The organism is Paracoccus jeotgali, assembly GCF_002865605.1.
Classification (GTDB): Bacteria; Pseudomonadota; Alphaproteobacteria; order Rhodobacterales; family Rhodobacteraceae; genus Paracoccus; species Paracoccus jeotgali.
Genome location: NZ_CP025583.1, coordinates 113,885 through 135,055 on the forward strand (window position 1 = coordinate 113,885; position 21,171 = coordinate 135,055).

At 68.7% G+C, this 21,171-nt stretch carries 27 protein-coding genes; 16 read left to right on the forward strand and 11 right to left on the reverse strand.

All coding sequences use genetic code 11. The features are described from left to right. The first annotated feature begins 32 nt into the window (after positions 1-32). Together CYR75_RS00575 and CYR75_RS00580 are read left to right on the forward strand one after the other, a co-directional pair. Complete coding sequence (locus CYR75_RS00575) at positions 33-1,403, forward strand: acyclic terpene utilization AtuA family protein (RefSeq protein WP_101500777.1); 1,371 nt, start codon at positions 33-35, stop codon at positions 1,401-1,403. Further along, positions 1,400-1,729: a DUF4387 domain-containing protein gene (locus tag CYR75_RS00580; RefSeq protein ID WP_101498382.1), complete on the forward strand. Its 330-nt coding sequence runs from the start codon at positions 1,400-1,402 to the stop codon at positions 1,727-1,729. Before CYR75_RS00575 ends, CYR75_RS00580 begins: the two co-directional genes overlap by 4 nt. A 103-nt stretch (positions 1,730-1,832) precedes the next feature. Here CYR75_RS00580 and CYR75_RS00585 read toward each other — a convergent pair whose 3' ends face one another. From CYR75_RS00585 to CYR75_RS00595, 3 genes are read right to left on the reverse strand one after another with little or no spacing between them, the layout of a single operon-like run. Further along, a complete protein-coding gene (locus CYR75_RS00585; RefSeq protein ID WP_101498383.1) occupies positions 1,833-2,162 on the reverse strand; it encodes a 4a-hydroxytetrahydrobiopterin dehydratase in 330 nt (109 codons plus the stop codon). Then, the gene (gene hemH, locus CYR75_RS00590; protein WP_101498384.1) at positions 2,159-3,238 is read right to left on the reverse strand and encodes a ferrochelatase; all 1,080 of its coding nucleotides are present in this window, start codon (positions 3,236-3,238) and stop codon (positions 2,159-2,161) included. Before hemH ends, CYR75_RS00585 begins: the two co-directional genes overlap by 4 nt. After that, positions 3,235-4,080: a methyltransferase domain-containing protein gene (locus tag CYR75_RS00595; protein WP_101498385.1), complete on the reverse strand. Its 846-nt coding sequence runs from the start codon at positions 4,078-4,080 to the stop codon at positions 3,235-3,237. The genes hemH and CYR75_RS00595 overlap by 4 nt, the downstream gene beginning before the upstream one ends. A gap of 31 nt (positions 4,081-4,111) precedes the next feature. On the opposite strand from CYR75_RS00595, the gene CYR75_RS00600 reads away from it, so the two are divergent. From CYR75_RS00600 to CYR75_RS00615, 4 genes are read left to right on the forward strand one after another with little or no spacing between them, the layout of a single operon-like run. Then, positions 4,112-4,885: a ComF family protein gene (locus CYR75_RS00600; RefSeq protein WP_101500778.1), complete on the forward strand. Its 774-nt coding sequence runs from the start codon at positions 4,112-4,114 to the stop codon at positions 4,883-4,885. A 30-nt stretch (positions 4,886-4,915) separates the two neighbouring features. Then, positions 4,916-5,173: a glutaredoxin 3 gene (gene grxC, locus CYR75_RS00605; protein ID WP_101498386.1), complete on the forward strand. Its 258-nt coding sequence runs from the start codon at positions 4,916-4,918 to the stop codon at positions 5,171-5,173. Between the two features lie 30 nt (positions 5,174-5,203). Then, positions 5,204-6,046 (forward strand): carbon-nitrogen hydrolase family protein, encoded by an 843-nt coding sequence (locus tag CYR75_RS00610; protein WP_101500779.1) that lies wholly within the window; start codon positions 5,204-5,206, stop codon positions 6,044-6,046. After that, complete coding sequence (locus CYR75_RS00615) at positions 6,043-6,510, forward strand: MarR family winged helix-turn-helix transcriptional regulator (RefSeq protein WP_225972774.1); 468 nt, start codon at positions 6,043-6,045, stop codon at positions 6,508-6,510. Before CYR75_RS00610 ends, CYR75_RS00615 begins: the two co-directional genes overlap by 4 nt. 9 nt (positions 6,511-6,519) lie before the next feature. On the opposite strand, the gene CYR75_RS00620 is transcribed toward CYR75_RS00615, so the two are convergent. Beyond that, complete coding sequence (locus CYR75_RS00620; protein WP_101498387.1) at positions 6,520-7,113, reverse strand: hypothetical protein; 594 nt, start codon at positions 7,111-7,113, stop codon at positions 6,520-6,522. Positions 7,114-7,267: 154 nt separating this feature from the next. Between CYR75_RS00620 and CYR75_RS00625 the strand changes: the two genes are divergently transcribed. The 3 genes from CYR75_RS00625 to der are packed head-to-tail and all read left to right on the forward strand — an operon-like array spanning position 7,268 to position 10,846. Next, positions 7,268-8,014 carry a tetratricopeptide repeat protein gene (locus CYR75_RS00625; protein WP_158644541.1) on the forward strand — a complete coding sequence of 249 codons (747 nt, stop codon included), beginning with the start codon at positions 7,268-7,270 and terminating at the stop codon, positions 8,012-8,014. Positions 8,015-8,027: 13 nt separating this feature from the next. Continuing rightward, complete coding sequence (locus CYR75_RS00630; RefSeq protein WP_225972775.1) at positions 8,028-9,368, forward strand: PQQ-binding-like beta-propeller repeat protein; 1,341 nt, start codon at positions 8,028-8,030, stop codon at positions 9,366-9,368. After that, positions 9,365-10,846: a ribosome biogenesis GTPase Der gene (gene der, locus CYR75_RS00635; protein WP_101498388.1), complete on the forward strand. Its 1,482-nt coding sequence runs from the start codon at positions 9,365-9,367 to the stop codon at positions 10,844-10,846. The genes CYR75_RS00630 and der overlap by 4 nt, the downstream gene beginning before the upstream one ends. Before the next feature lie 3 nt (positions 10,847-10,849). Here der and CYR75_RS00640 read toward each other — a convergent pair whose 3' ends face one another. From CYR75_RS00640 to CYR75_RS00650, 3 genes are all read right to left on the reverse strand, one after another. Further along, positions 10,850-11,596, reverse strand: a complete 747-nt coding sequence (locus CYR75_RS00640) for a hypothetical protein (protein ID WP_158644542.1) — start codon at positions 11,594-11,596, stop codon at positions 10,850-10,852. Positions 11,597-11,653: 57 nt separating this feature from the next. Continuing rightward, entirely contained in the window at positions 11,654-12,946 is a 1,293-nt protein-coding gene (gene serS, locus CYR75_RS00645; protein WP_101498390.1) for a serine--tRNA ligase, read from the reverse strand. 61 nt (positions 12,947-13,007) lie between these two features. Continuing rightward, entirely contained in the window at positions 13,008-13,352 is a 345-nt protein-coding gene (locus CYR75_RS00650) for a SoxS protein (RefSeq protein WP_101498391.1), read from the reverse strand. 150 nt (positions 13,353-13,502) lie between these two features. Here CYR75_RS00650 and CYR75_RS00655 point away from each other — a divergent pair, with 150 nt between their 5' ends. The 6 genes from CYR75_RS00655 to mnmH all read left to right on the forward strand — a co-directional run bounded on the left by CYR75_RS00655 (position 13,503) and on the right by mnmH (position 17,759). Then, complete coding sequence (locus CYR75_RS00655; protein WP_225972776.1) at positions 13,503-14,594, forward strand: bifunctional transcriptional activator/DNA repair enzyme AdaA; 1,092 nt, start codon at positions 13,503-13,505, stop codon at positions 14,592-14,594. 145 nt (positions 14,595-14,739) lie between these two features. Continuing rightward, the gene (gene rpmB / locus CYR75_RS00660; RefSeq protein ID WP_101498392.1) at positions 14,740-15,042 is read left to right on the forward strand and encodes a 50S ribosomal protein L28; all 303 of its coding nucleotides are present in this window, start codon (positions 14,740-14,742) and stop codon (positions 15,040-15,042) included. A 106-nt stretch (positions 15,043-15,148) separates the two neighbouring features. Next, positions 15,149-15,490: a hypothetical protein gene (locus CYR75_RS00665; RefSeq protein ID WP_158644543.1), complete on the forward strand. Its 342-nt coding sequence runs from the start codon at positions 15,149-15,151 to the stop codon at positions 15,488-15,490. Between the two features lie 31 nt (positions 15,491-15,521). Then, entirely contained in the window at positions 15,522-16,013 is a 492-nt protein-coding gene (locus tag CYR75_RS00670) for a copper chaperone PCu(A)C (protein ID WP_225972777.1), read from the forward strand. A 114-nt stretch (positions 16,014-16,127) separates the two neighbouring features. Beyond that, complete coding sequence (locus tag CYR75_RS00675; protein ID WP_101498394.1) at positions 16,128-16,670, forward strand: L,D-transpeptidase; 543 nt, start codon at positions 16,128-16,130, stop codon at positions 16,668-16,670. Between the two features lie 30 nt (positions 16,671-16,700). After that, positions 16,701-17,759 carry a tRNA 2-selenouridine(34) synthase MnmH gene (gene mnmH / locus CYR75_RS00680; RefSeq protein ID WP_101498395.1) on the forward strand — a complete coding sequence of 353 codons (1,059 nt, stop codon included), beginning with the start codon at positions 16,701-16,703 and terminating at the stop codon, positions 17,757-17,759. A gap of 7 nt (positions 17,760-17,766) precedes the next feature. On the opposite strand, the gene CYR75_RS00685 is transcribed toward mnmH, so the two are convergent. Then, positions 17,767-17,994 (reverse strand): hypothetical protein, encoded by a 228-nt coding sequence (locus CYR75_RS00685; RefSeq protein ID WP_192876664.1) that lies wholly within the window; start codon positions 17,992-17,994, stop codon positions 17,767-17,769. 86 nt (positions 17,995-18,080) lie between these two features. On the opposite strand from CYR75_RS00685, the gene CYR75_RS00690 reads away from it, so the two are divergent. Continuing rightward, entirely contained in the window at positions 18,081-18,332 is a 252-nt protein-coding gene (locus CYR75_RS00690) for a DUF2312 domain-containing protein (RefSeq protein WP_101498396.1), read from the forward strand. 43 nt (positions 18,333-18,375) lie between these two features. Here CYR75_RS00690 and CYR75_RS00695 read toward each other — a convergent pair whose 3' ends face one another. The 3 genes from CYR75_RS00695 to CYR75_RS00705 form a co-directional block, all read right to left on the reverse strand. Then, positions 18,376-19,248, reverse strand: a complete 873-nt coding sequence (locus CYR75_RS00695) for a hypothetical protein (protein WP_101498397.1) — start codon at positions 19,246-19,248, stop codon at positions 18,376-18,378. Positions 19,249-19,336: 88 nt separating this feature from the next. Beyond that, positions 19,337-19,963, reverse strand: a complete 627-nt coding sequence (locus CYR75_RS00700) for an ABC-type transport auxiliary lipoprotein family protein (RefSeq protein ID WP_101498398.1) — start codon at positions 19,961-19,963, stop codon at positions 19,337-19,339. A gap of 8 nt (positions 19,964-19,971) precedes the next feature. Then, positions 19,972-21,171, reverse strand: coding sequence for an MlaD family protein (locus CYR75_RS00705; protein WP_101498399.1), 1,200 nt, complete (start codon positions 21,169-21,171; stop codon positions 19,972-19,974).

The window sequence follows — 21,171 nt, forward strand, 5'->3', positions numbered from 1 at the left end:
TCGGTGAACGATCCTTATCCATCGAGGCCAATATGTCGTCGCTGAAAATCATCTGCCCCAACGGGCATCTGGGGTTTGCCCCCCTCAAGACCGGCAGCTTTCATCTTGGCGTGGACAGCCAGCCCGACTTCATCGCCGCCGATTCGGGCAGCGACGATATCGGCCCGGTTCCGCTGGGCAGCGATACCTGCGCCAGCCCCAAGGCATGGCAGCGGCAGGATCTGGAGGAGATGCTGCTCGCCTCGCGCCGGATCGGGGTGCCGATGATGATCGGCTCGGCCGGGGATACCGGCTCGAACAGCCGCGTGGACATGTATGTCGAGATGATCCGCGAGATCGCCGCCCAGCACGGCCTTGCCCCGTTCAAGCTGGGCTGGTTCTATTCCGAGGTCGACAAGGAAACGGTCCGCGGCAAGATCCGCGCGGGCAGCGAGATCACCGGCCTCGACGCCCGCCCCGCCTTGACCGAGGAGGAACTCGACGCCACCGACCGCATCGTGGCCATGGCCGGCGTCCATCCGTTCCTGAAACTGCTCGAGGAAGGCTGCGACGTCATCATCGGCGGGCGGTCGTCCGACAGCGCGATCTTTGCCGCCGCCGCGCTGCACAAGGGCTATCCCGAGGCGCAGAGCTATTATCTGGGCAAGGTGCTGGAATGTGCCTCCTTCTGCGCCGAGCCCTACGGCGCCAAGGAAACCGTCATGGGCGAGATCACCGCCGATCATGTCGAGGTGACCGCCATGGCCCCCGAACAGCGCTGCACTGTCGCCTCGGTCGCGGGGCATGCGATGTATGAACGCTCGAACCCGTTCCATGAATTCGTAGCGGGCGGGATGCTGGACATGACCGACTGCCATTATGAACAGGTCAGCGACAAGACCACCCGCGTCACCGGCATGGAATTTTCTGCCGCGCCAGAGTTCCGGGTCAAGCTGGAAGGCTCCGGCAAGGTGGGCGAACGCTTCGTCGGGATGGCCGGCATCCGCGACCCCTATACCATCGCCAATGTCGATGCGGTGATCGACTGGGCCCGCCAGCAGACCATCGAACGCTTCGGCCCCGACGGGTGGGAGCTGCATTACAACGTCTTTGGCCGCAACGGCATCATGGGCGACATGGAGCCGCTGAAGGATCAGCCCGGCCACGAGCTGTGCGTGGTCGTGCAAGGCGTCGCCCCGACCCGGGAGATGGCCGAAGAGGTCTGCATGACCGGCACCCGCCAGATGTTCTATGCCCGCCTGCCCGAGGTCAAGGGAACCGCCGGCGGCGTGTCCTTCATCTTTGACGAGGTGCTGCCGGGCAGCCCCGCCTATCGCTGGACGTTGAACCACACCATGGCCGTCGACGACCCGCTGGAGCTGTTCCCCACCCACACCGCCATGGTCGAAGGAGCCGTGCAATGAACTCGCGCAAGAAACTCTCGGAACTGGCCAAGACCATCCGGTCCAAGAACGCCGGCACCGACAAGATCACCTTCGACATCATCTTCCGCGAACGCGAGACCTATGAGATGGTCAAGCTCTCGGGCGCGCTGACCCGCGACACGGTCTGCGAGACGCTGAACGTCGATCCGGCGCGGCTGACGGATTTCGTCGAATACGATCCCGCCCACGCGATCAAGTTCACCATCCTGCGCGAGCGTCCCTCGGGCAGCGCGGGCGATGGCGACATCTTCGGAGCGCAGCAATACGCCCCGTTTCTGGATGTCGAGGTCGATGTGACGTCGTAACCGACCCGGTGTCCGGCTGGCCCTCGGGCTGGTCGGGCGCCTTTGCTGGCTGTCGGCGCGGGCGACCCGAGCAGCGGGGGCGGGACGCCCGTCGCCACCGCTGCTAGGCGTCCCGCGTCCCGGCCTCGGCCAGCACCCGGTTCAGGCGGCGGGCGCCGTCCAGATCGCGTTCGGTCAGGCCGCCTGCGTCATGGCTGGTGAAGCTCACCTCGCAATAGCCCCAGCCAAAGCGGATATCGGCGTGGTGGTTCAACTGGTTGCCCAGCCAAGCGGCCAGATTCGCCAGCTCTACCGCGCGGGCATAGCCCTTGACGTTGAAGCGCCGGGCAATCGCCTTGCCGTCCGCTGACGGCCCCCAGCCGTCCAGCCCATCCAACCGCGCCTGAACCTGCGCCTCGCTCAGCAGGCCCCCCGGCTGGTCCGGCGTGGTCATGCGCCGCCCGCTGCGGCCAGTTCGGCGCGCGCGGGCTGGACCCAGCCGGCGATATTGTCGCGGATGACGCCCATCATCACCTCGATATGCGCCGGCTCGTCATTCAGGCAGGGGATATAGGTGAAGGTCTTGCCGCCCGCCTCTTCGAAGGCTTCGCGGATCTCGCCGTTGATCTCCTCCAGCGTCTCGATGCAGTCCGACGCGAAGGCGGGCGAGATCACCGCGATGTCGGTGTGTCCCTGCCGGGCAAGCTCGGCCACATGCTCGACCGTATAGGGCCGCAGCCATTCCTCGGTCCCGAAGACCGACTGGAAGGTGGTGTCGATGCGGTCGGCGGGCCAGCCAAGCGCCTCGCACAGCAGCCGCGTCGTCTTTTGGCACTGGCAATGATAGGGGTCGCCTTCCAGCAGATAGCGGCGCGGCATCCCGTGATAGCTGGCGACCAGCTTGGTCGGGGATTTGCCGTCCAGAGTGCGGGTGACGCTGTCGGCCAGCGCCTGGATATAGTCGGGCCGGTCGAAATACGGATCGCAGGTCCGCACCGAGGGCTGCCATTTCTGCGTCATCAGCGCCCGGAACAGCTGGTCGTTCGCCGTGGCCGAGGTGGCGCCCGCATATTGCGGATAAAGCGGCAGGAAGACGATCCGGCGGCAGCCGGCGGCGACCATCCGGTCCAGCACCTCTTGGGTCGAGGGGTTGCCGTAGCGCATGCAGAACTCGACCATGACCTGATCGCCCCATTCCGCCTCGGCGCGGGCGCGCAGCGCCTCGGTCTGGGCGCGGGTGATGGTCATCAGCGGGCTCTCGCCCTTGTCGTGGTTCCAGATCAGCTTGTAGTTCTTGCCCGAGGTGAAGGGCCGCTTGGTCAGGATGATGCCCTGCAGCAGCGGCTGCCACTTCCACGCCGGATAGTCGATCACCCGCTTGTCCGAGAGGAACTCGTTCAGATAGCGGCGCATCGACCAGTAATCATAATTGTCCGGCGTGCCCAGATTGGCGATCAGGATGCCGGTCTTGGGCGCGGCGATGGCGGGGTGGTCGGCGGGCGCGTGGGCGGGGCGTTGGGCTGTGGTCATGGCATCCTCGGTTTCAGCGCGTCGGTCAGGGAAGCCTGCGCCGAACCGGGACGCAGGGGCTTGGGCTGGCTGGCGGCAGGCGCCCAGCCGGTCAGAAAGATCAGATCGAAGCTGGCGATCACGCGGCCCGGCTGGTCCGGGTCGGGATAGCGGGCGGCGTAATCGGCGGCGGCGCGGGCAAAGATCTCGCGCCGGGACGGGTGGCGCAGGCGGTCGGACAGGGCATTGCCCTCGCCCATCGCGCGCAGGTCATGGGCCAGATGGAACAGGTCGCGGTAGGACAGGCGCAGCGGAAGATGGTCCGCGACCGGCAGCGCCAGCCCCGCCCGCGACAGCAGCGCGCCCAGATCGCGGATCTCGCCCATCGGCAGGAAGCGGGGCGAGAGGCCGCCTGTCACCTCGATCTCGGCCCGGGTCAGGGTATCGCGCAGCTCGGGCAGGGTGTCGCCGCCGGGCAGCGCGGCCAAAAACAACCCGTCAGCCTTCAGCGCGCGGGCGGACTGGACGATCTGGCCCACCGGATCATCGGCCCAGTGCAGCGACATGGCGTGGACGACCAGATCGAGATCGGCGGGCAGGTCCAGAACCTCGGTATCGGGGATCACATGGGCGTCGGGAAAGGCCGCAGCCCAGAAGGCGGGCCACGAGGTCACGATCGCGGTGCGCGTAAACCTCCTGTTAATCTCGGCGAGCCTAGTCTCGATCTCGTCGAGCGCGATTCGGTGCAGCGGATCGGCGCGGCCAAGGCGGTCGGCGCGGGCGCGGTTGCGCCGCAGCGCGACCGGGTCGGTCAACTGGCGCGGGCGGCGATCGGAAGGGGGTAAAATGGGCGCGGCGGTCATGGCTGCCAGTCATAAGTGGGTTCGGCGGACGATGAAAGCCGCATTGCGGGTCATCTATCCGCCGCAATGCCTGGGCTGCGGCGCCGGCGTCGATGGCGATGGGGCGCTGTGTCCATCCTGCTGGCGCGATTGTGAATTCGTCGGCGGCTGCGCCTGCGCGCGCTGCGGCGTGCCGCTGCCCGGCGGGGGCAGCGACAGCGGGGCGGACGCGGCGGGTCTGCTCTGCGACGACTGCCTGATCGTGACGCGGCCGTGGCATGCGGGGCGGGCGGCTGTGGTCTATGACGGGGTCGGGCGGCGGCTGGTGCTGGCGCTGAAACATGGCGACCGGCTGGATCTGGGGCGGCCGCTGGGCGGCTGGGTCGCGCAGGCGGCGGCGCCGCTGATCCGGCCCGAGATGATCGTGGCGCCGATCCCGCTGCATCCGCGACGCCTGCTGCGGCGCAAGTTCAATCAGGCGGCGCTGCTGTCGGCGCAGGTGTCGCGGCAGCATGGGCTGCAGCACGCGCCGACGCTGCTGGCGCGGACCCGCGCCACCCTGCCGCAGGACCACCGCAGCCGGGCCGAGCGTTTCGCCAACCTCGCCGAGGCGATGGCCGTGACACCTGCACACGCCGCGATGCTGGCCGGGCGTCCGGTGCTGCTGGTGGACGATGTCATGGCATCCGGGGCGACGATGGCCGCGGCCACCCATGCGCTGCTGGCGGCGGGGGCGGCTTCGGTCAGCGTGGTGGTGCTGGCGCGGGCGGTGCGCGAGACGGGCGGACGGAACGGCACTATGGAAATCGGCGGCGCCATTTCCTAAGTGCATCCTGTCCCAAGCGAAGGAAGCGACATGGCGAAGATCGAGATCTATACCACGCCCACCTGCCCTTATTGCCATTCGGCCAAGGCGCTGCTGAACCGCAAAAGCGCCGATTTCACCGAGATCGACGTCAGCCGCGACCCCTCGCTGCGCGACGCGATGACCAAGCGGGCCAGCGGCCGGCGCAGCGTGCCGCAGATTTTCATCGATGGTCAGCATGTCGGCGGCTCGGACGAGCTTCATGCGCTGGACCGGCGCGGTGCGCTCGACCCGATGCTGGCGGGATAGGGCGTGACCGCGCCCGCCCCGGCTGACGCGCTGACGGTCGGGCTGGTGCAGCTTTGCGTCAGCGACGACCCCGCGCAGAACCTGCCGCAGACCCAGGCGCTGATCGCCGAGGCGGCAGAGGGCGGCGCGCGGATGGTGCTGACGCCGGAATGCACCAACCTGATCGCGCAGAACCGCGACTGGCAGGCTGAGGTCGTCCGCACCGAGGCCGAAGATCCGACCCTGCGGGCGCTGCGTGAACAGGCGGTGGGGCTGGGGATCTGGCTGCTGATCGGCTCTCTGGCGCTGCGCCCCGACGCCGAGACGGCGGGCGACGGCGACGCGCGGCTGGTCAATCGCGGCCTGCTGATCGCGCCGGATGGCGGGATCGCGGCGCGTTATGACAAGATCCACATGTTCGACGTGACGATTTCCGACAGCGAATCCTATTGCGAATCGCGCAGCTACCGCCCCGGCACGCAGGCGGTTCTGGCGCCGGACCCGGTGCCTTGCGGGCTGAGCATCTGTTACGATCTGCGCTTTCCGCATCTCTATCGGGCGCTGGCGCAGGCGGGCGCGCAGGTGCTGACCGTGCCCTCGGCCTTCAACGACACCACCGGCGCCGCGCATTGGCACAGCCTGCTGCGCGCCCGCGCCATCGAGACCGGCTGCTTCGTGCTGGCCCCGGCGCAGACCGGCCGTCACGAGGCGCTGCATGGCGGCGGCGGGCGGCGCAGCTTTGGCCATAGCCTTGCCGTCTCGCCCTGGGGCGAGGTGCTGCTGGACATGGGCGAGAGCCCCGGCGTGGGGATCATCACGCTTGACTTGCCAGCGGTTGCGCGGTCACGGTCCCGCATCCCGTCCCTGACCGATCAAGCCTTTGAAATGCCGTGACTGACCGCCCCTCGCCCCCCGACGACACCGCCCGCGCCTCAGTCGCCGCCAGCCTCTTTGCCGAGGTGCTGGTGGTCGAGCAGCTTGCCCGCGCGCTGATCGTGCGGTCGCTGCCGCGCGGGATGCAGATCTCGCATTTCTCGGTCCTGAACCTGCTGGCGCATCTGTCGGACGAGCGCACGCCCGCGCAACTGGCCGAGGCGTTTCACCTGACCCGTGGCGCGATGTCTAACACGCTGGCGCGTCTGGAATGGGCCGGCCACGTCCATATTCGGCCCGACTGGGACGATGCGCGGCGCAAGCTGGTCTCGATCAGCCCCTCGGGGCGCGCGGCGCGGGATGCGGCGCTGGCGGCGATCCTGCCGGTGATGACGGATGTGGTCCGCGATATCGGCGCCGAGCACGCCCGCGCCGCGCTGCCCGCCCTGCGCGCCCTGCGCGAGCGGCTGGAAAAGGCGGGGTAGCGGGATCGTCTAGCCCTGCGCCATCCGCGCCGCCAGACGCAGCGCATGGCTGGGGTCGCGGGCCGCGTCCGGCAGCACAGGGTCATAGGCCGCGCGGATCAGCGCGGCGAGGTCCGGGCTGGGGGTGATCTCGACCGCGAAGCTCAGCAGCGCGCGCATGGCCAGCGTCTCGGCCAGCACGGCCGGGTGCAGCTGACCGAGCGGACCGGACATGCGGGCGAAGGACAGGCAGGCGCGGATCGCGCCGCTGCTTTCAAAGCGCATGATCTGGTAATGATCCGCCGATTGCGCCTGCAACCGCTGCGGCAGATCGGGCTGGCCGGTCAGCCGGTCCAGATCGGGCAGGGCGGACAGCTCGTCCCACTCGCGGCAGAAGAACAGCATCAGATTGGCACCCATTTCCGGGTCGGCCTCGGTCGTCGGGACGCGGGCATGGGCGCAGGCCGCGCCCAGCACGCTGCGGAACAGATCGAGGCTGTCATCGCCCAGACCGAAGATCACCGGCGCGACCGGCCGGCCCCAACGCGCGCAGAGATACTGGCCGTCGCGGGTGAAAAGCGCCTCGATCCGGTCGGGCGTCAGGGGGGCGGGCAGGGCGGTCATGGCGGCTCCTTCACGGGTCGGCCCTGAAAAGCGCGTGGGCGGGCGGGCGTCAAGGGGCGCGGCGGCTGCGGGATTTGCCCCGCGCGGCGTCGGTCTGCGGCTTGTCCGTGGCCGCGTCTGCTCTATAAGAGGCTGCAAGAACAAGGCGGACCACATGACCCACGACACAGACAGCTTTATCGACGAAGTCACCGAGGAAGTGCGCCGCGACCGCCTTTACCGGTTGATGCGGCGCTATGGCTGGATCGGGCTGGCGCTGATCGCGGCCATCGTCGGCGGCGCCGCCTGGCGCGAATATGACATCGCCCGCCATCAGGCGGCGGCCGAGGCGTGGGGCGACGCGGTGCTGGCCGCGCAGCAGGCCGAGGATCAGCGCGCCGCGCTGGCCTCGCTGGACGGGGCGGGCAATCCCGACCGGGCGGCGCTGGGGCTGCTGCTGACCGCCGGGGCCGCCCAGCAGGATGGCGATGCCGCGGGCGCGACCGATCTGCTGGCCGATGCCGCCGCGACGGCGTCCGACCCGGTGCTGCGCGATCTGGCGCGGCTCAAGGCGGTGCTGGTCGCGGGTGAGACGATGGACGCCGCCGCGCGTGACCGCGAACTGGCCGAGCTGTCCAAGCCCGGCGCGCCGTTCCGCCTGCTGGCGCTGGAACAGAAGGCCGTGGCGCTGATCGCCGCCGGGCGGGATCAGGACGCGCTGACCCTGATCCGCGAGATTCAGAGCGAGAGCGGCGTCAGCCAGACGATGAACGCGCGTCTGGCCGAAATGACCGTGGCGCTTGGCGGGCGGGCGACCGACCCCGCCGCCGCTGATCGCGCCGGGCTGCCGCAGGCGGTCGAGACCGCACGCGCCGACGCCGCGCCCGCTGCGGACAGCGCCGCTGCCATCGCCACCGACTGAGATGAGGTCCGCCATGACGCTTCGACCTGCCCTGACCGCCAAGCCGGCGCTGGCCGCTTCGCTGGCGCTGGTGTTTGCGCTTGCCGCCTGTGGCGACCGAGAGGTGATCCTGCCCGGCCCGCGCTATGATCCGCGCGCGATCACCTCGCCCGACGGGCCGGCGGTCGTGCAGCCGGTCGCGGGAACGGCGGCGCTGCAACTGCCGGGGCCGCGCGCCAATGCCGAATGGACCCATCGCGGCGGCAATCCGGCCCATGCCGCGGGTCACGTCGCGCTGGGCGCGGGGACCGCGCTGCAATTCGCCGCCCCCATCGGCCAGCCCGACGGGCGCCGGCACCGGATCACCGCCGATCCGATCGTGGCCGGGGGGCGGATCTTCACGCTCGACAGCCGGGCCGGGGTGGTGGCGACGGCGCTGAATGGCGGGCGGGCGTGGGCCGCCGATCTGGTGCCGCTGGGCGAGAATCCGAACAGCGGCTCGGGCGGGGGTCTCGCTTACGAGGGCGGCAAGCTGTTCGTGACCACGGCCTATGGCGAGTTGGTCGCGCTGGACGCCGCGCGCGGCGCGGTGCTGTGGCGGCAGCGGCTGGACGGGCCGGCGGCGGGTGGGCCGACGGTCCTGAACGGCACCGTCTATGTTGCCAGCCGCAACGCCACCGGCTTTGCCGTCCGCGCCAGCGACGGCAAGCTGATGTGGCAGGCCACCGGCATCCCGCAGCCCACCGGCGTCATGGGCGTGGCCGCGCCGGCGGTGGACGGGTCGCTGGTGGTGTTCCCCTTCTCCTCGGGTCAACTGCTGGCCGTGGACCGCGAGACCGGCGTGCAGAACTGGACCGCGCAGGTCGCCGGCACCCGTGTCGGCCGCGCCATCGCCTTCATCCGCGACATGACCGGAGAGCCGGTGCTGCTGGGCGACCGGGTCATCGCCGGCACCTCGTCCGGGCGGCTTGCTGCCTTCGACCGGACCACCGGGGCGGAGATCTGGACCGCGCGCGAGGGGGCGGTCTCGCCCGTCGCGGCGGCGGGCAACGCGGTCTATGCGATCAATGAAGAAAACCAGCTGATCCGGCTGGACGCCGCCAGCGGCGGTCTGGTCTGGGCGCGCGACATGCCGCTGTATACCGACCAGAAGATCAAGAAACAGGACCGCATCTTTGCCCAATACGGCCCGATCCTGGCCGGCGGGCGGCTGTTCGTCGCCGGCTCGGACGGTTTGATGCGGATGTTCGATCCGGCCTCGGGCAATCTGGTCGGGCAGGTGGCGATCCCCGGTGGGGCCGCGACCGCGCCGGTGGTGGCCGGCAGCACGCTTTACGTCATCAGCCGCACCGGCAACCTTCTGGCCTATCGATGAGCTTTACCCTCGCCATTGTCGGTCGGCCCAATGTCGGCAAATCGACCCTGTTCAACCGCCTTGTCGGGCGCAAGCTGGCGCTGGTCGACGACCAGCCCGGTGTCACCCGCGACCTGCGCGAGGGGCAGGGGCGTCTGGGCGATCTGCGCTTCATCGTGATCGATTCCGCCGGTCTGGAAATGGCCGAGGATGACAGCCTGCAGGGCCGGATGCGCCGCCTGACCGAACGCGCGGTGGACGAGGCAGATGTGGTGCTGTTCGTCATCGACGCCCGCGTCGGCGTCACCGCGGCGGATGAATATTTCGCCGATATCCTGCGCCGCCGCGCGCGTCATGTCATCCTTGCCGCCAACAAGGCCGAGGGCCGCGCGGGCGAGGCCGGCGCGCTCGAAGCCTATGGTCTGGGGCTGGGCGAGCCGCTGCGGATCTCGGCCGAGCATGGCGAGGGGCTCGAGGATATCTATGCAGTGCTGAAGCCGCTGGCCGCCGATCTGACGGCGCAGAACGCGGTCAACGAACCCGCCGTCGATGTGGCCCTGCCCGAGGATGCCGAGTTCGACGAGGACGCGCCCCCCGACTGGCTGCCGACCGAGGATCGCCCCCTGCAACTGGCGGTGATCGGGCGGCCCAATGCCGGGAAATCGACGCTGATCAACAATATCCTGGGCGAGGATCGGCTGCTGACCGGGCCAGAGGCCGGGATCACCCGCGACGCGATTTCGGTCCGGGCCGAGTTCATGGGCACGCCGATGCGGATCTTCGACACCGCCGGGATGCGCCGCAAGGGCAAGGTCGTCGACAAGCTGGAAAAGCTGTCCGTGGCCGACGGTCTGCGCGCGGTGCGCTTTGCCGAGGTGGTGGTCGTGCTGCTGGACGTGGCGATCCCCTTCGAGCAGCAGGATCTGCGCATCGCCGATCTGGCCGAGACCGAGGGCCGCGCCGTCGTGCTGGCCGCGAACAAATGGGATCTGGAAGAGGACAAGGCCGACAAGCTGAAAGAGCTGCGGTCGAGTTTTGAACGCCTTTTGCCGCAGCTGAAGGGGGCGCCGCTGGTGACGGTTTCGGCGCGCACCGGCAAGGGCCTCGACCGGCTGCACAACGCGATCATGCAGGCCTATGCGGTGTGGAACAAGCGCATCTCGACCTCGCGCCTGAACCAGTGGCTGTCGGCGATGACCGAGACCCATCCCCCGCCCGCGCCGGGTGGCCGCCGCATCCGGCTGCGCTATATGACGCAGGTCAAGACGCGTCCGCCGGCCTTTGTGGTCAAGGCGACCCATACCGACAAGATCCCCGACAGCTATCACCGCTATCTGGTGAACGGGCTGCGGACCGATTTCGACATGCCCGGCACGCCCATCCGCATCTTTTTCCGCGATCAGGGGACGGTGAACCCCTATCGGCACAAGGCGCAAAAGATCAGCCAGTCGGGCGCGCTGTCCAAGCATCGCAACCGCCAGAAGCCCAAGGGCAGCTAGGTTTCAGGTGGTGACGCGGACCAGCAGGAAGGTCAGCGCCGAGATCGACAGCACCGCGATCACCGCCAGCGGCGGGTTGGCGTCGATGGTCGTGGCCGCACTCGCCAGCAGCGCGAACATCACCGTCAGCGTATAGGCCGCATTGCGCGGCAGCCAAAGCTGGATCGCGATCGCCGCCCCGCAGGTCAGCATCGCGCCGACGACGGCGGCAAGCTCGATCGGCAGCATGGTGGCGTTGGACAGGAAGGTGGCGAATGCGCCGAAGGTCAGGACCGTGGCCCAGCCGATAAAGGCGCCGATGACCGGGCTGCGTTCCAGCCTGCCGTCCGAATCCTTGCGCTTGGCGGCGGCGATCAGCGCCAGCAGCATGGTCACGCAGATGATGAACCCCGCCAGCGGCGCCTGCACCGCGACCCAAGGCCAGACGGTGCCCGCCGCCAGCGCCGCGATCAGCAGCGCCACATCGGCCAGCGCCAGGTAGCGCCCGGACGGGATCAGCCACAACTGCCGCAGCGTGCTGGCAATCAGCATCAGCCACAGCCCGAACAGCAGGATCCACGTCGCCGGATGCCGGGGCCGCAGATACAGCCCGGCCAGGCTGTCGTCATCAGGCAGCAGGGTGCCGGTCGCCCGCGTCCCGATATCCGGGATCAGCAGGTTGATCGGGTTGTCGGCCAATGCAAACAGGGCGCCGCTGGTCACGAAGGCCAGCGCCATGAGGCACAGCAAAATGGTCGCGGCACGTTCCATCCCACCTCAACGCCCAGACTGCCGGCAAGTTGCGCCGCCGATGCGGCATGGCGAGAATCAGGCGAGCCGGCCATCCGCCCCGAGCAGCGTGCAGCCGCCCAGATAAGGATGCAACGCCTTCGGCAGCACGACCGAGCCGTCCTGCTGCTGCCCGTTCTCGAGCACCGCGATCAGCGTCCGCCCGACGGCGAGACCCGAGCCGTTCAGCGTGTGGACGAATTCCGGCTTGCCGCCGCCCTCGGGGCGATAGCGGGCGTTCATCCGCCGGCCCTGGAAATCGCCGCAATAGCTGACCGAAGAGATCTCGCGATAGCTGTTCTGGCCGGGCAGCCAGACCTCGATGTCATGGGTGATGCGGGCGGAAAAGCCCATGTCGCCGGTGCAGAGGATGATGGTGCGGTACGGCAGCTCCAGCCCTTGCAGGATCGCCTCGGCCTGTGCGGTCATGCGGTCATGTTCGGCCAGCCCGCTATCGGCATCGGTGATCGAGACCATCTCGACCTTTTCGAACTGGTGCTGGCGCAGCATCCCCGCCGTGTCGCGCCCGGCGCTGCCCGCTTCCGAGCGGAAGCATTGCGAATGGGCCACCATCCGGCGCGGCAGATCGGCGTGATCCAGCAGCGCGCCGTTGACGGTGTTGGTCAGCGTGACCTCTGACGTCGGGATCAGCCACCAGCCATCGGTGGTCCGATAGCTGTCATCGCCGAATTTCGGCAACTGCCCGGTGCCCTCCATCATCGCCGGCAGCACAAGCACCGGGGTCCAGGTCTCGGTCAGGCCGTGGTGGTCGATATGGGTGTCCAGCATGTATTGCGCCAGCGCCCGGTGAATCCGCGCCACCGCGCCTTGCAGCACGACAAAGCGCGATCCCGACAGCTTGGCCGCGGTGGCGAAATCCATGCCGGGGCGGACGCCCGCGATGTCGAAATGCTCGACCGGGGTGAAATCCATCTGCCGCGGCGAGCCCCAGCGGCGCAGCTCGACATTGTCGGCCTCGCTGGCGCCATCGGGGACGCGGTCCAGCGGCAGGTTGGGGATGGTCATCAGCAAGTCGCGCAACTGCCGGTCCAGATCGGCGGCCTCGGCCTGCATGGCGGCGACCTGCGCCTTGGTCTCGGCCACCAGCGCGCGCAGGCGCTCGAACTCGGCCTCGTCGCCCTTGGCCTTGGCGGCGCCGACCTGCTTGCTGGCGCGGTTCTGCTCGGCCTGCGCGTCCTCGGCGGCCTTGATGCGGGCGCGGCGGGTCTCGTCCAGCGACAGCAGTTGCGCCGCGACGGGCGGCAGGTCGAGCCGCGCCAGAGCGGCGTCGAAAGCCTGGGGATTGTCGCGGATGGCGCGGATATCGTGCATGGCTGAACCTGTCTTGGCGTGATCTTCGGGTGTTAGCGCAAGGCCCGCGCGAAGGAAACCGTCAGGGCACCGCCAGCAGCCCGTCGAGAAGCTGCCAGAACCCGTCCGGGCCGGGATAGCCCTCGATCCGGCCGACCTCGGCGCCCGATCGGATCAGGATGAAGGTCGGGGTGACATAGGGCCGCCGCGCCAGCGCGATGCCGTCGGGCCAGGGGCCGTCGATCTCGATCCGCTGCAGCGGCGCGGCGCGGCCTTGCCGGCTGGCGGCATAGGCAGGGGCGACCTCTGCCTCCCACGCGCGGCACCAGTGGCAGGCGTCGCTGCGCACCATCAGCAGCCGCGCCGGATCGGCCCAAGCTGCGGGGGCAAGAAAAGTCAGCAGAAGCGCGAAAAGCAGGTGACGCATGGCGGGCCTTTGGGCCGGTGGGGCGAGGGCGCGACCATAGGCGCGGGCGGCCGCCTGCGACAAGCGCGGTTTTCGGCGGCGCAGGCGGTTTTCGGATGCCGCGCCCGAAATGAGGCTTCAACGCGGGCCGGGTCATGGCACAAGATAGACATGATGAGCATCCATGATTCCCCCGCCCGCCACGATCCGGCCACGCTTTACGCCGCGCTCTGCGCCCGCGACCCGGCGTTTGAGGGGCGGGTGCTGGTCGGCGTCGTCTCGACCGGGATCTTTTGCCGGCTGACCTGTCCGGCGCGAAAGCCACGGCCGGAGAACTGCCGCTGGTTCGCCAACGCGGACGAGGCGGCGCGCGCCGGCTTCCGCCCCTGCAAGCGCTGCCAGCCGCTTGGCGGGGTGCCGGACGACGCCACCATCGCCCGGTTGCGCCGCGCCATCGAGGCCGAGCCGTCGCGCCCCTGGTCCGAGGCCGATCTGATTCGGCTGGGACACGAGCCCTCGACCATCCGCCGGGCGTTTCGCCGGCAGTTCGGCATGACCTTCCTGCAAATGGCGCGGCAGGCCCGGCTGAAGGCAGGCGCGGCCCGCATGGCGCAGGGGGACAAGGTGATCGAGGCGCAGCTTGACGCCGGTTTCGAGTCGGCCAGCGGCTTTCGCGCCGCCTTTGCGCGGCTGTTCGGCTATCCCCCCGCCGCCATGCGCGCGGACGGGGGCGGGCTGGTCGCGGACTGGATCGACACGCCGCTGGGCGGGATGATCGCGGTCGGCGACGACAACGCGCTGCATCTGCTCGAATTCCCCGACCGCAAGGCGCTGAAGGCGCAGCTTGCCCGCGTCTCGGTGGCGTCGGGGCAGCGGATCGGGCTGGGCCGCAGCGCCGCCACCCGCCGCACGGCCGAGCAGCTTGGCCAGTTCTTCGCCGGAGAGCGAGCCAGCTTTGACCTGCCGATCCACCCGCACGGGACCGAGTTTCAGCGCCGCGTCTGGGCCGCCCTGCGCGACATCCCCGCCGGAGAGACCCGCAGCTATGCCCAGATCGCGCAGGCCATCGGCCAGCCACGGGCGATCCGGGCGGTGGCGCGGGCCAATGCCTGCAACGGCATCGCCATCGTCATCCCCTGCCATCGGGTCATCGGCGCGGATGGCAGTCTGACCGGATATGCCGGTGGTTTGTGGCGCAAAGAGCGGCTGATCGCGGTCGAAAACGCCTATCGAACGCCTGCAAATAGCGGGCTTGGGGCTTGACCGGGGCGGAAATAGCCGGTAATCACCCGCGAACGGAATTTCGGGCGCTGCCTCGCGGCGCCCTTTCACATTGCGGTTCACCCGGCTCGCTGTCGCTGCATCTTCGGCCCCGGTCATCCCGCGAGAACTGAACGAGGATAGCATCATGTCGCGCGTCTGCGAATTGACCGGCAAGGGCCCGATGAGCGGGAACAAAGTCAGCCACGCCAACAACAAGACCCGTCGCCGGTTCCTGCCGAACCTGAACGATGTCAGCCTGACGTCGGAAAAGACCGGTCGCAGCTATTCGCTGCGGATCTCGGCGGCGGCGCTGCGTTCGGTCGATCACCGCGGCGGTCTGGATGCGTTCCTTGCCAAGGCCCGCGATGTCGAGCTGTCGGCCCGCGCGCTGAAGATCAAGAAAGAAATCTCGGAAGCCGGCGATTCGGCTGCGCATCTGTCGGTCTGATTGCCGCCCGCGAGCGAAACTCAGCGCCCTGCCGGTCCTGCCGGTGGGGCGATTTTCGTTCTGCGGGCGGCTTTCCATCCCCGCCGCGTCCGCTAGTCTGCGCGCCATGAAAGCTGCGTTGCGCATCCTGCTGATCCTGATTCTGTCGCTGACCTCGCAAGGGTTGGCGATGGCGCATGCCCAGCCGCGGTCCGAGTCGCAGGCGACGATCTGCCTGGGCAGCGCGGTTCTGGTGGTGACGGTCGATGCCGAGGGGCAGCCGGTGCAGCGCAGGGTGCTGTGCTCCGACATGGCCGCGCAGCTTATGGCCGCCGTGGCGACTGACCCCGCGCTGCCGCCCCTGTTGCGGCTGGGGCACGTCCTGCCGCCCGAACTGCGACACAGCACCCCGCGCGGCCATGTCCCGCCCCGCGCGCAGGCCCGAGGTCCACCAATTCGGCTGGTCTGATCCGTCTGAACCCAACCGAACAAGGAACCGAATGATGAAAACCCTGTCTCTCGCCCTCGCCGCCTTCATGTTGCCGCTGGCCTCTGCCGGCTTTGCGGCCGAAGGCGATCTCAGCCTCTCGGACGGCTATGCGCGCAGCAGCAACCCCAAGGCGGGCGCGGTCTTTGCCATGCTGCACAACGCCGGCGGCAGCGATTGCACCCTGCAGGCCGTCGCCACCGATTCGGCCGAGGTGGCCGAACTGCACACCCATGAACACGGCGCCCACGGCGTGATGCGCATGACCAAGGTCGAGGCGGGCTTCACCGTCCCCGCCGGCGGCACGCATCTGCTGGAACGCGGCGGCGATCACATCATGTTGATGGGCCTGACCGCGCCGCTGGAAAACGGGGCCGAGGTCGCGCTGACGCTGGATTTCGGCGATTGCGGCACGCTGCAGGCCACCGTGCCGGTCGATAATGACCGTCAGGCCGAGGCCGCGGCGCCGATGGCGCATGACGGCGCGCCGATGACGCAGCACTGAACCGGCTTTGGCCGGCCGCCACGCGGCGTCCCGCCGACCCCGTCGCCGGCGGCGGTTGTCAGACCGCCCCCGCAGCCTGTAGAATTGCCGCAAAGCAGAAACAGGACATCTGACATGAAACGCCGCGAGTTGCTGGGCTTGGCCCTTCCCCTGATCGTCGCGCCTTCGCTGGCGCTGTCGGCCACCACCGACCCCTATCAGCCGACCGAAGTCCCGATTCGCGAGGGGTTCGAGGTCGGCTCGATCGTCGTCGTGTCGGACAAGTTCTTCCTCTACCACGTCGTGGCGCCCGGCCGCGCGATCCGCTACGGCGTCGCCGTCGGCAAGGACGAGCTGGTCTGGAAGGGCAAGGCGCGGGTCGGGCGCAAGGTCGAATGGCCCAGCTGGCGCCCCACCGCCGCGATGATCGAGCGCAAGCCCGAGCAATACGGCAAATACAAGGACGGGATGCCCGGCGGCCCGACCAACCCCTTGGGCGCGCGGGCGCTGTATCTGTATGACGCGAACGGCAACGACACCGCGATCCGGATTCACGGCACGACCGAGCCCGGCTCGATCGGGCGCGCGGTGTCCAATGGCTGCATCCGGATGCGGAACGAGGCCGTCATGGCGCTGTTCGAAGAGGTGCCGGTCGGCACGCCCGTCTACGTCTATTGATGCCCCGATCAGCCATGCCGAGCGCGCGTGATGCGTAGCCCGGACCTCATCCGGCTGGAAACGGTCGGGATGCCGCAGGGATTCGACGCGCTGATCGACGTCCGCTCGCCGGCGGAATTCGCGCAGGATCACCTGCCGGGTGCGATCAACCTGCCGGTGCTGAGCGACAGCGAACATGCCCGCGTCGGCACGCTGTATAAACAGGTCTCACCCTTTGACGCCCGCAAGCTGGGCGGCGCGCTGGTCGCGGCCAATGTCGCGCGTCACGTGCAGGGGCCGCTGGCGGGTCATGACGGGGCGTGGCAGCCGCTGGTCTATTGCTGGCGCGGCGGGCAACGCTCGGGCGCGATGGCGACGATCCTCGCGCAGATCGGCTGGCGGGTCGGGCGGATCGAGGGCGGCTATAAAAGCTGGCGCGCGCAGGTGGTGCGCCGGGTGCAAGAGCTGGGGTTCCCCTCCCCCGTTGTGGTGCTGGACGGCAATACCGGCAGCGGCAAGACGGCGCTGCTGGGGGTGCTGGCCGGGCGCGGGCATCAGGTCATCGATCTGGAGGGGCTGGCCCATCATCGCGGCAGCCTGTTCGGCCATCGCGGCCCGCAACCGGGGCAGAAGCTGTTCGAGGGCCGGTTGGCCGCCGCGCTTGAAGGGCTGGACCCCAGCCGCCCGGTGCTGGTCGAGGCCGAAAGCTCTCGCATCGGAACGCTGGGGCTGCCCAAGGCGGTGTGGACCGCGATCACCGCCGCGCCGCGTCTGGCGCTGCAGGTGCCGCTGGCGGAACGCGCCCGGTTCTCGGCCCGCGATTATGCCGACATCACCGATCAGCCGGGCGAGGTGCAGGAGATTTTGGGCAGGCTCGCCTCGCTGCATCCGGCCGAGCGGATCGAAAGCTGGCTGCGGATGGCGGACGGCGCGGCGTGGCGCGAGCTGGCGCATGAGCTGATGCAGCATCACTATGACCCGCGCTATGCCCGCAGCCGGGGGCGGCATCTGGAAAACCTGCGCGGCACGGTCGCGCTGGACGATCTGCGCGATCTGGACGCCGCCGCGTCGCGCATCGAAACGGCGCTGCGCGATCTGGCGCTGATCTGATCGGGCGCTATTTGCCCAGCATGATCCCGATCACCACCGCCATCAGCCCCAGCACGGATGCCGCCAGTGCGCCCATGTTCACCGCCACGACGCGCTGCATTTTCGCCCGAAAAGCCGGCTCTTCCAGCCCCTGACGGCGCGCGCGGGCGACCGTCCAGATGCACCACAGGATGCCCATCAGCCCGGCTGCGGTCAGCGTCGCGCCGCCGGCAATCACGATGTCGAATATTGTCATCTCTTGCCCCTTTGCCGGGCGGCTTAGCCGTCATTGCGAAGCCCGGCAAGACACCCTAAGACGTCGCCTGACCATTGGGGGATAGAATGCCGGACGATCATTCCTATAACGTCGCCGCCGACGAGCTGCGCCAGTTCATCGAACAATACGAGCAGCTGGAAGCGGAAAAGAAGGACGTGACCGAGCGTCAGAAAGAGGTCATGGCCGAGGCCAAGGCCCGCGGCTACGACACCAAGGTGATGAAAAAGGTCATCGCCCTGCGCAAGCGCGACCGCGACGACATCGCCGAGGAAGAGGCGATTCTGGACATGTACAAGGCCGCGCTTGGCATGAACTGACCGGGTCGGGGGCCGCTGCGACGGTAACTGACAGCGCCGCCGGTCACGGCGACATGAACTCGACCCCGGTGATGGCGGCGATCTCGGCCAGATCGGCGGCATAGATCTCGTCCAGATCGTCGATCAGGTCCTGCGACCAGCCGGGCAGGGTCACGGCGGCCTCCATCGCCTTGGGCGCGGCATGTTCGGTCAGCGCCTGTTCGATCAGGTCGCGCCGGGCCGAAATCTCGTTGCGGGGCAGGGCGTCGATGCGGGTCTGCAGTTCGGACATCGCCTCGGCCGGCAGCAGGTCGAACAGGATCGCATCATCGCCCAGCAGCAGCGTCTCGGGGCCGACATCGGCCATGCGGCGCAGGATCTCGGGCCAGACAAAGGGCAGATCCTCTTGCGCCCAGACCACCAGCTCGCGGTCGGGCACGGCCTGCTGCATGGCGCGAATGGCGGGCGCCCAACGCAGCCCGCGCGGGTCGGTCCGGCCCATGACGCTGTCGTAATCGCCATTGCTCATCGCCACCAGCGCCGCGACCTGCGTCGCCGGATGGACGACCGACAGGAAGAACTCGACCACGTCTTCGGGGAACAGGTTCGACAGGCCCTGCAGGCGGAACGGTCCGCGCGGATACAGCCCCTCGGCCGAGACGGCACGCTGCGGCACGCCCAGAAAGCTGCTCTGGCTCAGGATGATGCGATCGGCGCGTTCGCCGTCGATCAGCGCATCCAGCAGCGTCTGTTGCAGTTCCGCCGGGGCCAGCCCGCCATTCAGCGAGTTGATCGCCCCGCCCAGCACCCCGCGATAGCGCCGGGGCGGCGGGATCTCGATCCCCTTCTGCCACAGGGCTTCGCGGTTGCGCAGCAGGGTGCGGATCAGGCGGTCCTGATCGCTGCCATGCGCGCCAAGGTGATAGACGATCTGCATAAGTCCTCGGGGGTCGGTTGGTCGCGTCAGCTTAGCCGGGCGCGCGGGGCGCGGAAACCCGCGCAGATCTGCATCAGCAGGGGCGGGGTCACCGGCAACTACCGGTGTTGACGCCGACGCGGCCCAGGGTCCAGGCGGTCATCTCCGCCACCAGTTCCTGCGCGGCGGCGTCGAAGGCCGGGATCAGATCTGCGGTGCGGGTGCTGGGCGCCTGCGTCGTGGCCGAGAACCGGCCGCGCCCGACGATGGTGGCATCCATTTCTCGCACCAGCTGCGCGTCGACGGAGAGACGGATCACCGCCCCCTCGCCACTGGTCTGGGCGTTGAACTCGCCGATCTCGCTGATCATCGCCAGATCGCCCGATATCCCCAAAGGCGCGCGCCCGACATGGGCAAAGGTGTCATAGCTGCCCAGGGTCTCGACCAGCAGGCGTTGCAGGGTGGCGGGCACCGGGTCGCCCCAGATCGCGTCGGGCAGATATTGCGTCTGCAGGACCGACGGGCGGATCATGATGCGTTCGGTGTCCAGCGTGCCACGCGTCTTGGGCAGTTCGATCACCAGATCCTGCACCCGCGTCCCACCGCAGCGATTGGCGGTGACGGTGGGCGCGCGCAATTCGAACACGTCGCGGTTGGGCTCGCCTTCCAGCGCTTTCAGCGCGCCGCAGCCGGACAGCGACAGGATCAGCGGGACAAGCAGGGCAGAACGGATCATGGCGCACCTCAACGGCGGAACTCGGGCTGCGGCTGGCCGCGCAGAAGCTGGGCGGGGTTGCGTCGCAGCTCGGTGACCAGCCCCTCGATGCTTTTGACCATGCTGCGCAGGTCCTGCGCAAGCCGCGAAAACTGCGGCAGCCCGTCGCGCGCAAAGCTTTGCACCGGGGCGCTGGCCCCGCCGAGCAGGGTGTCGAGCGTGTCGAACGCATCCGCAGCCGACCGCGCCGCGGATGAGATATTGCTGGTGATCCGGGGCAGTTCCTCGGGCAGGTTGGCCAGCGAGGCGCTGACCTTGGCCAGCGTTTCGCGCAGATCAGTAAAGACGGGCGCGATCTCTTCGATGGTGTCGCCGGCGGCGGACATGGTGTCGGTCGTGGTATCCAGCGCGGTGTCCAGCTTGCCGATGCTGGCCTGCGCCTGCTGGCCCAACGCGCGCAGATCGGCGGTCAGCGGCGCCAGATCGTCATCGATATAGCTGTTGGCGCGGGCCAGCATGCGGTCAGCCTGACCGGCGGCGTCGGTGATGGTCTTCAGCGTCGTGTCGGCGGTCGCGCCAAGTTCGTCGATGGTCTCGGCAAAGCCCGACATCTGCGACGCGAGCGAGCCGATCGCCTCGGTCGCCGAGGACACATCCTCCATCGTGCGGTCCAGATTGCTGGTCGCGTTGTCGACGTTTTCAAGGATATGCGCGAAACGCTGCTGGTTTTCGTCATCCAGCGTCTGGGTCAGCTGTTCGGCCAGCCGGTTCAGCCGTTCCAGCAATTCGGGCGCCTGCCGGCCCAAGGTTTGCAGGGTCGAGGGGCTTGCCTCGATCACCGGCACGCCGGTTTCGGTCACGTCGCGCAGCAGCGGCGAGTCCGGCTGACCCGAGGTGATGGTGACAAGCGACACCCCTGTCACCGCCGAGGTGTCGATGGATGCCCGCGAATCGGTCCGCACCGGCGTATCCTCGCGCAGCTCCAGCCGCACCCGCACGGCGCTGCGCTGTGGTGCCAGCTCGGTGCTGACGACGCGGCCGACGGCGAGGCCGGAGAACTGCACCTGCGAGGACACCGCCAGCCCCGAGATATCGGTGAAATAGACGTCGTAATAGGCGAATTGCCGGTTCAGTTCGAGCTTGGCGAACCACATCACGAAACCCATCATCGCCAGAAAGCCAAGGATGGTGAACGTCCCGATCAGCGCATAATTTGCCTTGGTTTCCAT

Excerpts from the sequence above, each read along its gene's own strand:
- CYR75_RS00575 (WP_101500777.1), top strand. The coding sequence starts at position 33 with ATGTCGTCGCTGAAAATCATCTGCCCCAACGGGCATCTGGGGTTTGCC.
- CYR75_RS00580 (WP_101498382.1), top strand. The coding sequence starts at position 1,400 with ATGAACTCGCGCAAGAAACTCTCGGAACTGGCCAAGACCATCCGGTCC.
- CYR75_RS00585 (WP_101498383.1), bottom strand. The coding sequence starts at position 2,162 with ATGACCACGCCGGACCAGCCGGGGGGCCTGCTGAGCGAGGCGCAGGTT.
- hemH (WP_101498384.1), bottom strand. The coding sequence starts at position 3,238 with ATGACCACAGCCCAACGCCCCGCCCACGCGCCCGCCGACCACCCCGCC.
- CYR75_RS00595 (WP_101498385.1), bottom strand. The coding sequence starts at position 4,080 with ATGACCGCCGCGCCCATTTTACCCCCTTCCGATCGCCGCCCGCGCCAG.
- CYR75_RS00600 (WP_101500778.1), top strand. The coding sequence starts at position 4,112 with ATGAAAGCCGCATTGCGGGTCATCTATCCGCCGCAATGCCTGGGCTGC.
- grxC (WP_101498386.1), top strand. The coding sequence starts at position 4,916 with ATGGCGAAGATCGAGATCTATACCACGCCCACCTGCCCTTATTGCCAT.
- CYR75_RS00620 (WP_101498387.1), bottom strand. The coding sequence starts at position 7,113 with ATGACCGCCCTGCCCGCCCCCCTGACGCCCGACCGGATCGAGGCGCTT.
- CYR75_RS00625 (WP_158644541.1), top strand. The coding sequence starts at position 7,268 with ATGACCCACGACACAGACAGCTTTATCGACGAAGTCACCGAGGAAGTG.
- CYR75_RS00630 (WP_225972775.1), top strand. The coding sequence starts at position 8,028 with ATGACGCTTCGACCTGCCCTGACCGCCAAGCCGGCGCTGGCCGCTTCG.
- der (WP_101498388.1), top strand. The coding sequence starts at position 9,365 with ATGAGCTTTACCCTCGCCATTGTCGGTCGGCCCAATGTCGGCAAATCG.
- CYR75_RS00640 (WP_158644542.1), bottom strand. The coding sequence starts at position 11,596 with ATGGAACGTGCCGCGACCATTTTGCTGTGCCTCATGGCGCTGGCCTTC.
- serS (WP_101498390.1), bottom strand. The coding sequence starts at position 12,946 with ATGCACGATATCCGCGCCATCCGCGACAATCCCCAGGCTTTCGACGCC.
- CYR75_RS00650 (WP_101498391.1), bottom strand. The coding sequence starts at position 13,352 with ATGCGTCACCTGCTTTTCGCGCTTCTGCTGACTTTTCTTGCCCCCGCA.
- CYR75_RS00655 (WP_225972776.1), top strand. The coding sequence starts at position 13,503 with ATGATGAGCATCCATGATTCCCCCGCCCGCCACGATCCGGCCACGCTT.
- rpmB (WP_101498392.1), top strand. The coding sequence starts at position 14,740 with ATGTCGCGCGTCTGCGAATTGACCGGCAAGGGCCCGATGAGCGGGAAC.
- CYR75_RS00665 (WP_158644543.1), top strand. The coding sequence starts at position 15,149 with ATGAAAGCTGCGTTGCGCATCCTGCTGATCCTGATTCTGTCGCTGACC.
- CYR75_RS00670 (WP_225972777.1), top strand. The coding sequence starts at position 15,522 with ATGATGAAAACCCTGTCTCTCGCCCTCGCCGCCTTCATGTTGCCGCTG.
- CYR75_RS00675 (WP_101498394.1), top strand. The coding sequence starts at position 16,128 with ATGAAACGCCGCGAGTTGCTGGGCTTGGCCCTTCCCCTGATCGTCGCG.
- mnmH (WP_101498395.1), top strand. The coding sequence starts at position 16,701 with ATGCGTAGCCCGGACCTCATCCGGCTGGAAACGGTCGGGATGCCGCAG.
- CYR75_RS00685 (WP_192876664.1), bottom strand. The coding sequence starts at position 17,994 with ATGACAATATTCGACATCGTGATTGCCGGCGGCGCGACGCTGACCGCA.
- CYR75_RS00690 (WP_101498396.1), top strand. The coding sequence starts at position 18,081 with ATGCCGGACGATCATTCCTATAACGTCGCCGCCGACGAGCTGCGCCAG.
- CYR75_RS00695 (WP_101498397.1), bottom strand. The coding sequence starts at position 19,248 with ATGCAGATCGTCTATCACCTTGGCGCGCATGGCAGCGATCAGGACCGC.
- CYR75_RS00700 (WP_101498398.1), bottom strand. The coding sequence starts at position 19,963 with ATGATCCGTTCTGCCCTGCTTGTCCCGCTGATCCTGTCGCTGTCCGGC.
- CYR75_RS00705 (WP_101498399.1), bottom strand. The coding sequence starts at position 21,171 with ATGGAAACCAAGGCAAATTATGCGCTGATCGGGACGTTCACCATCCTT.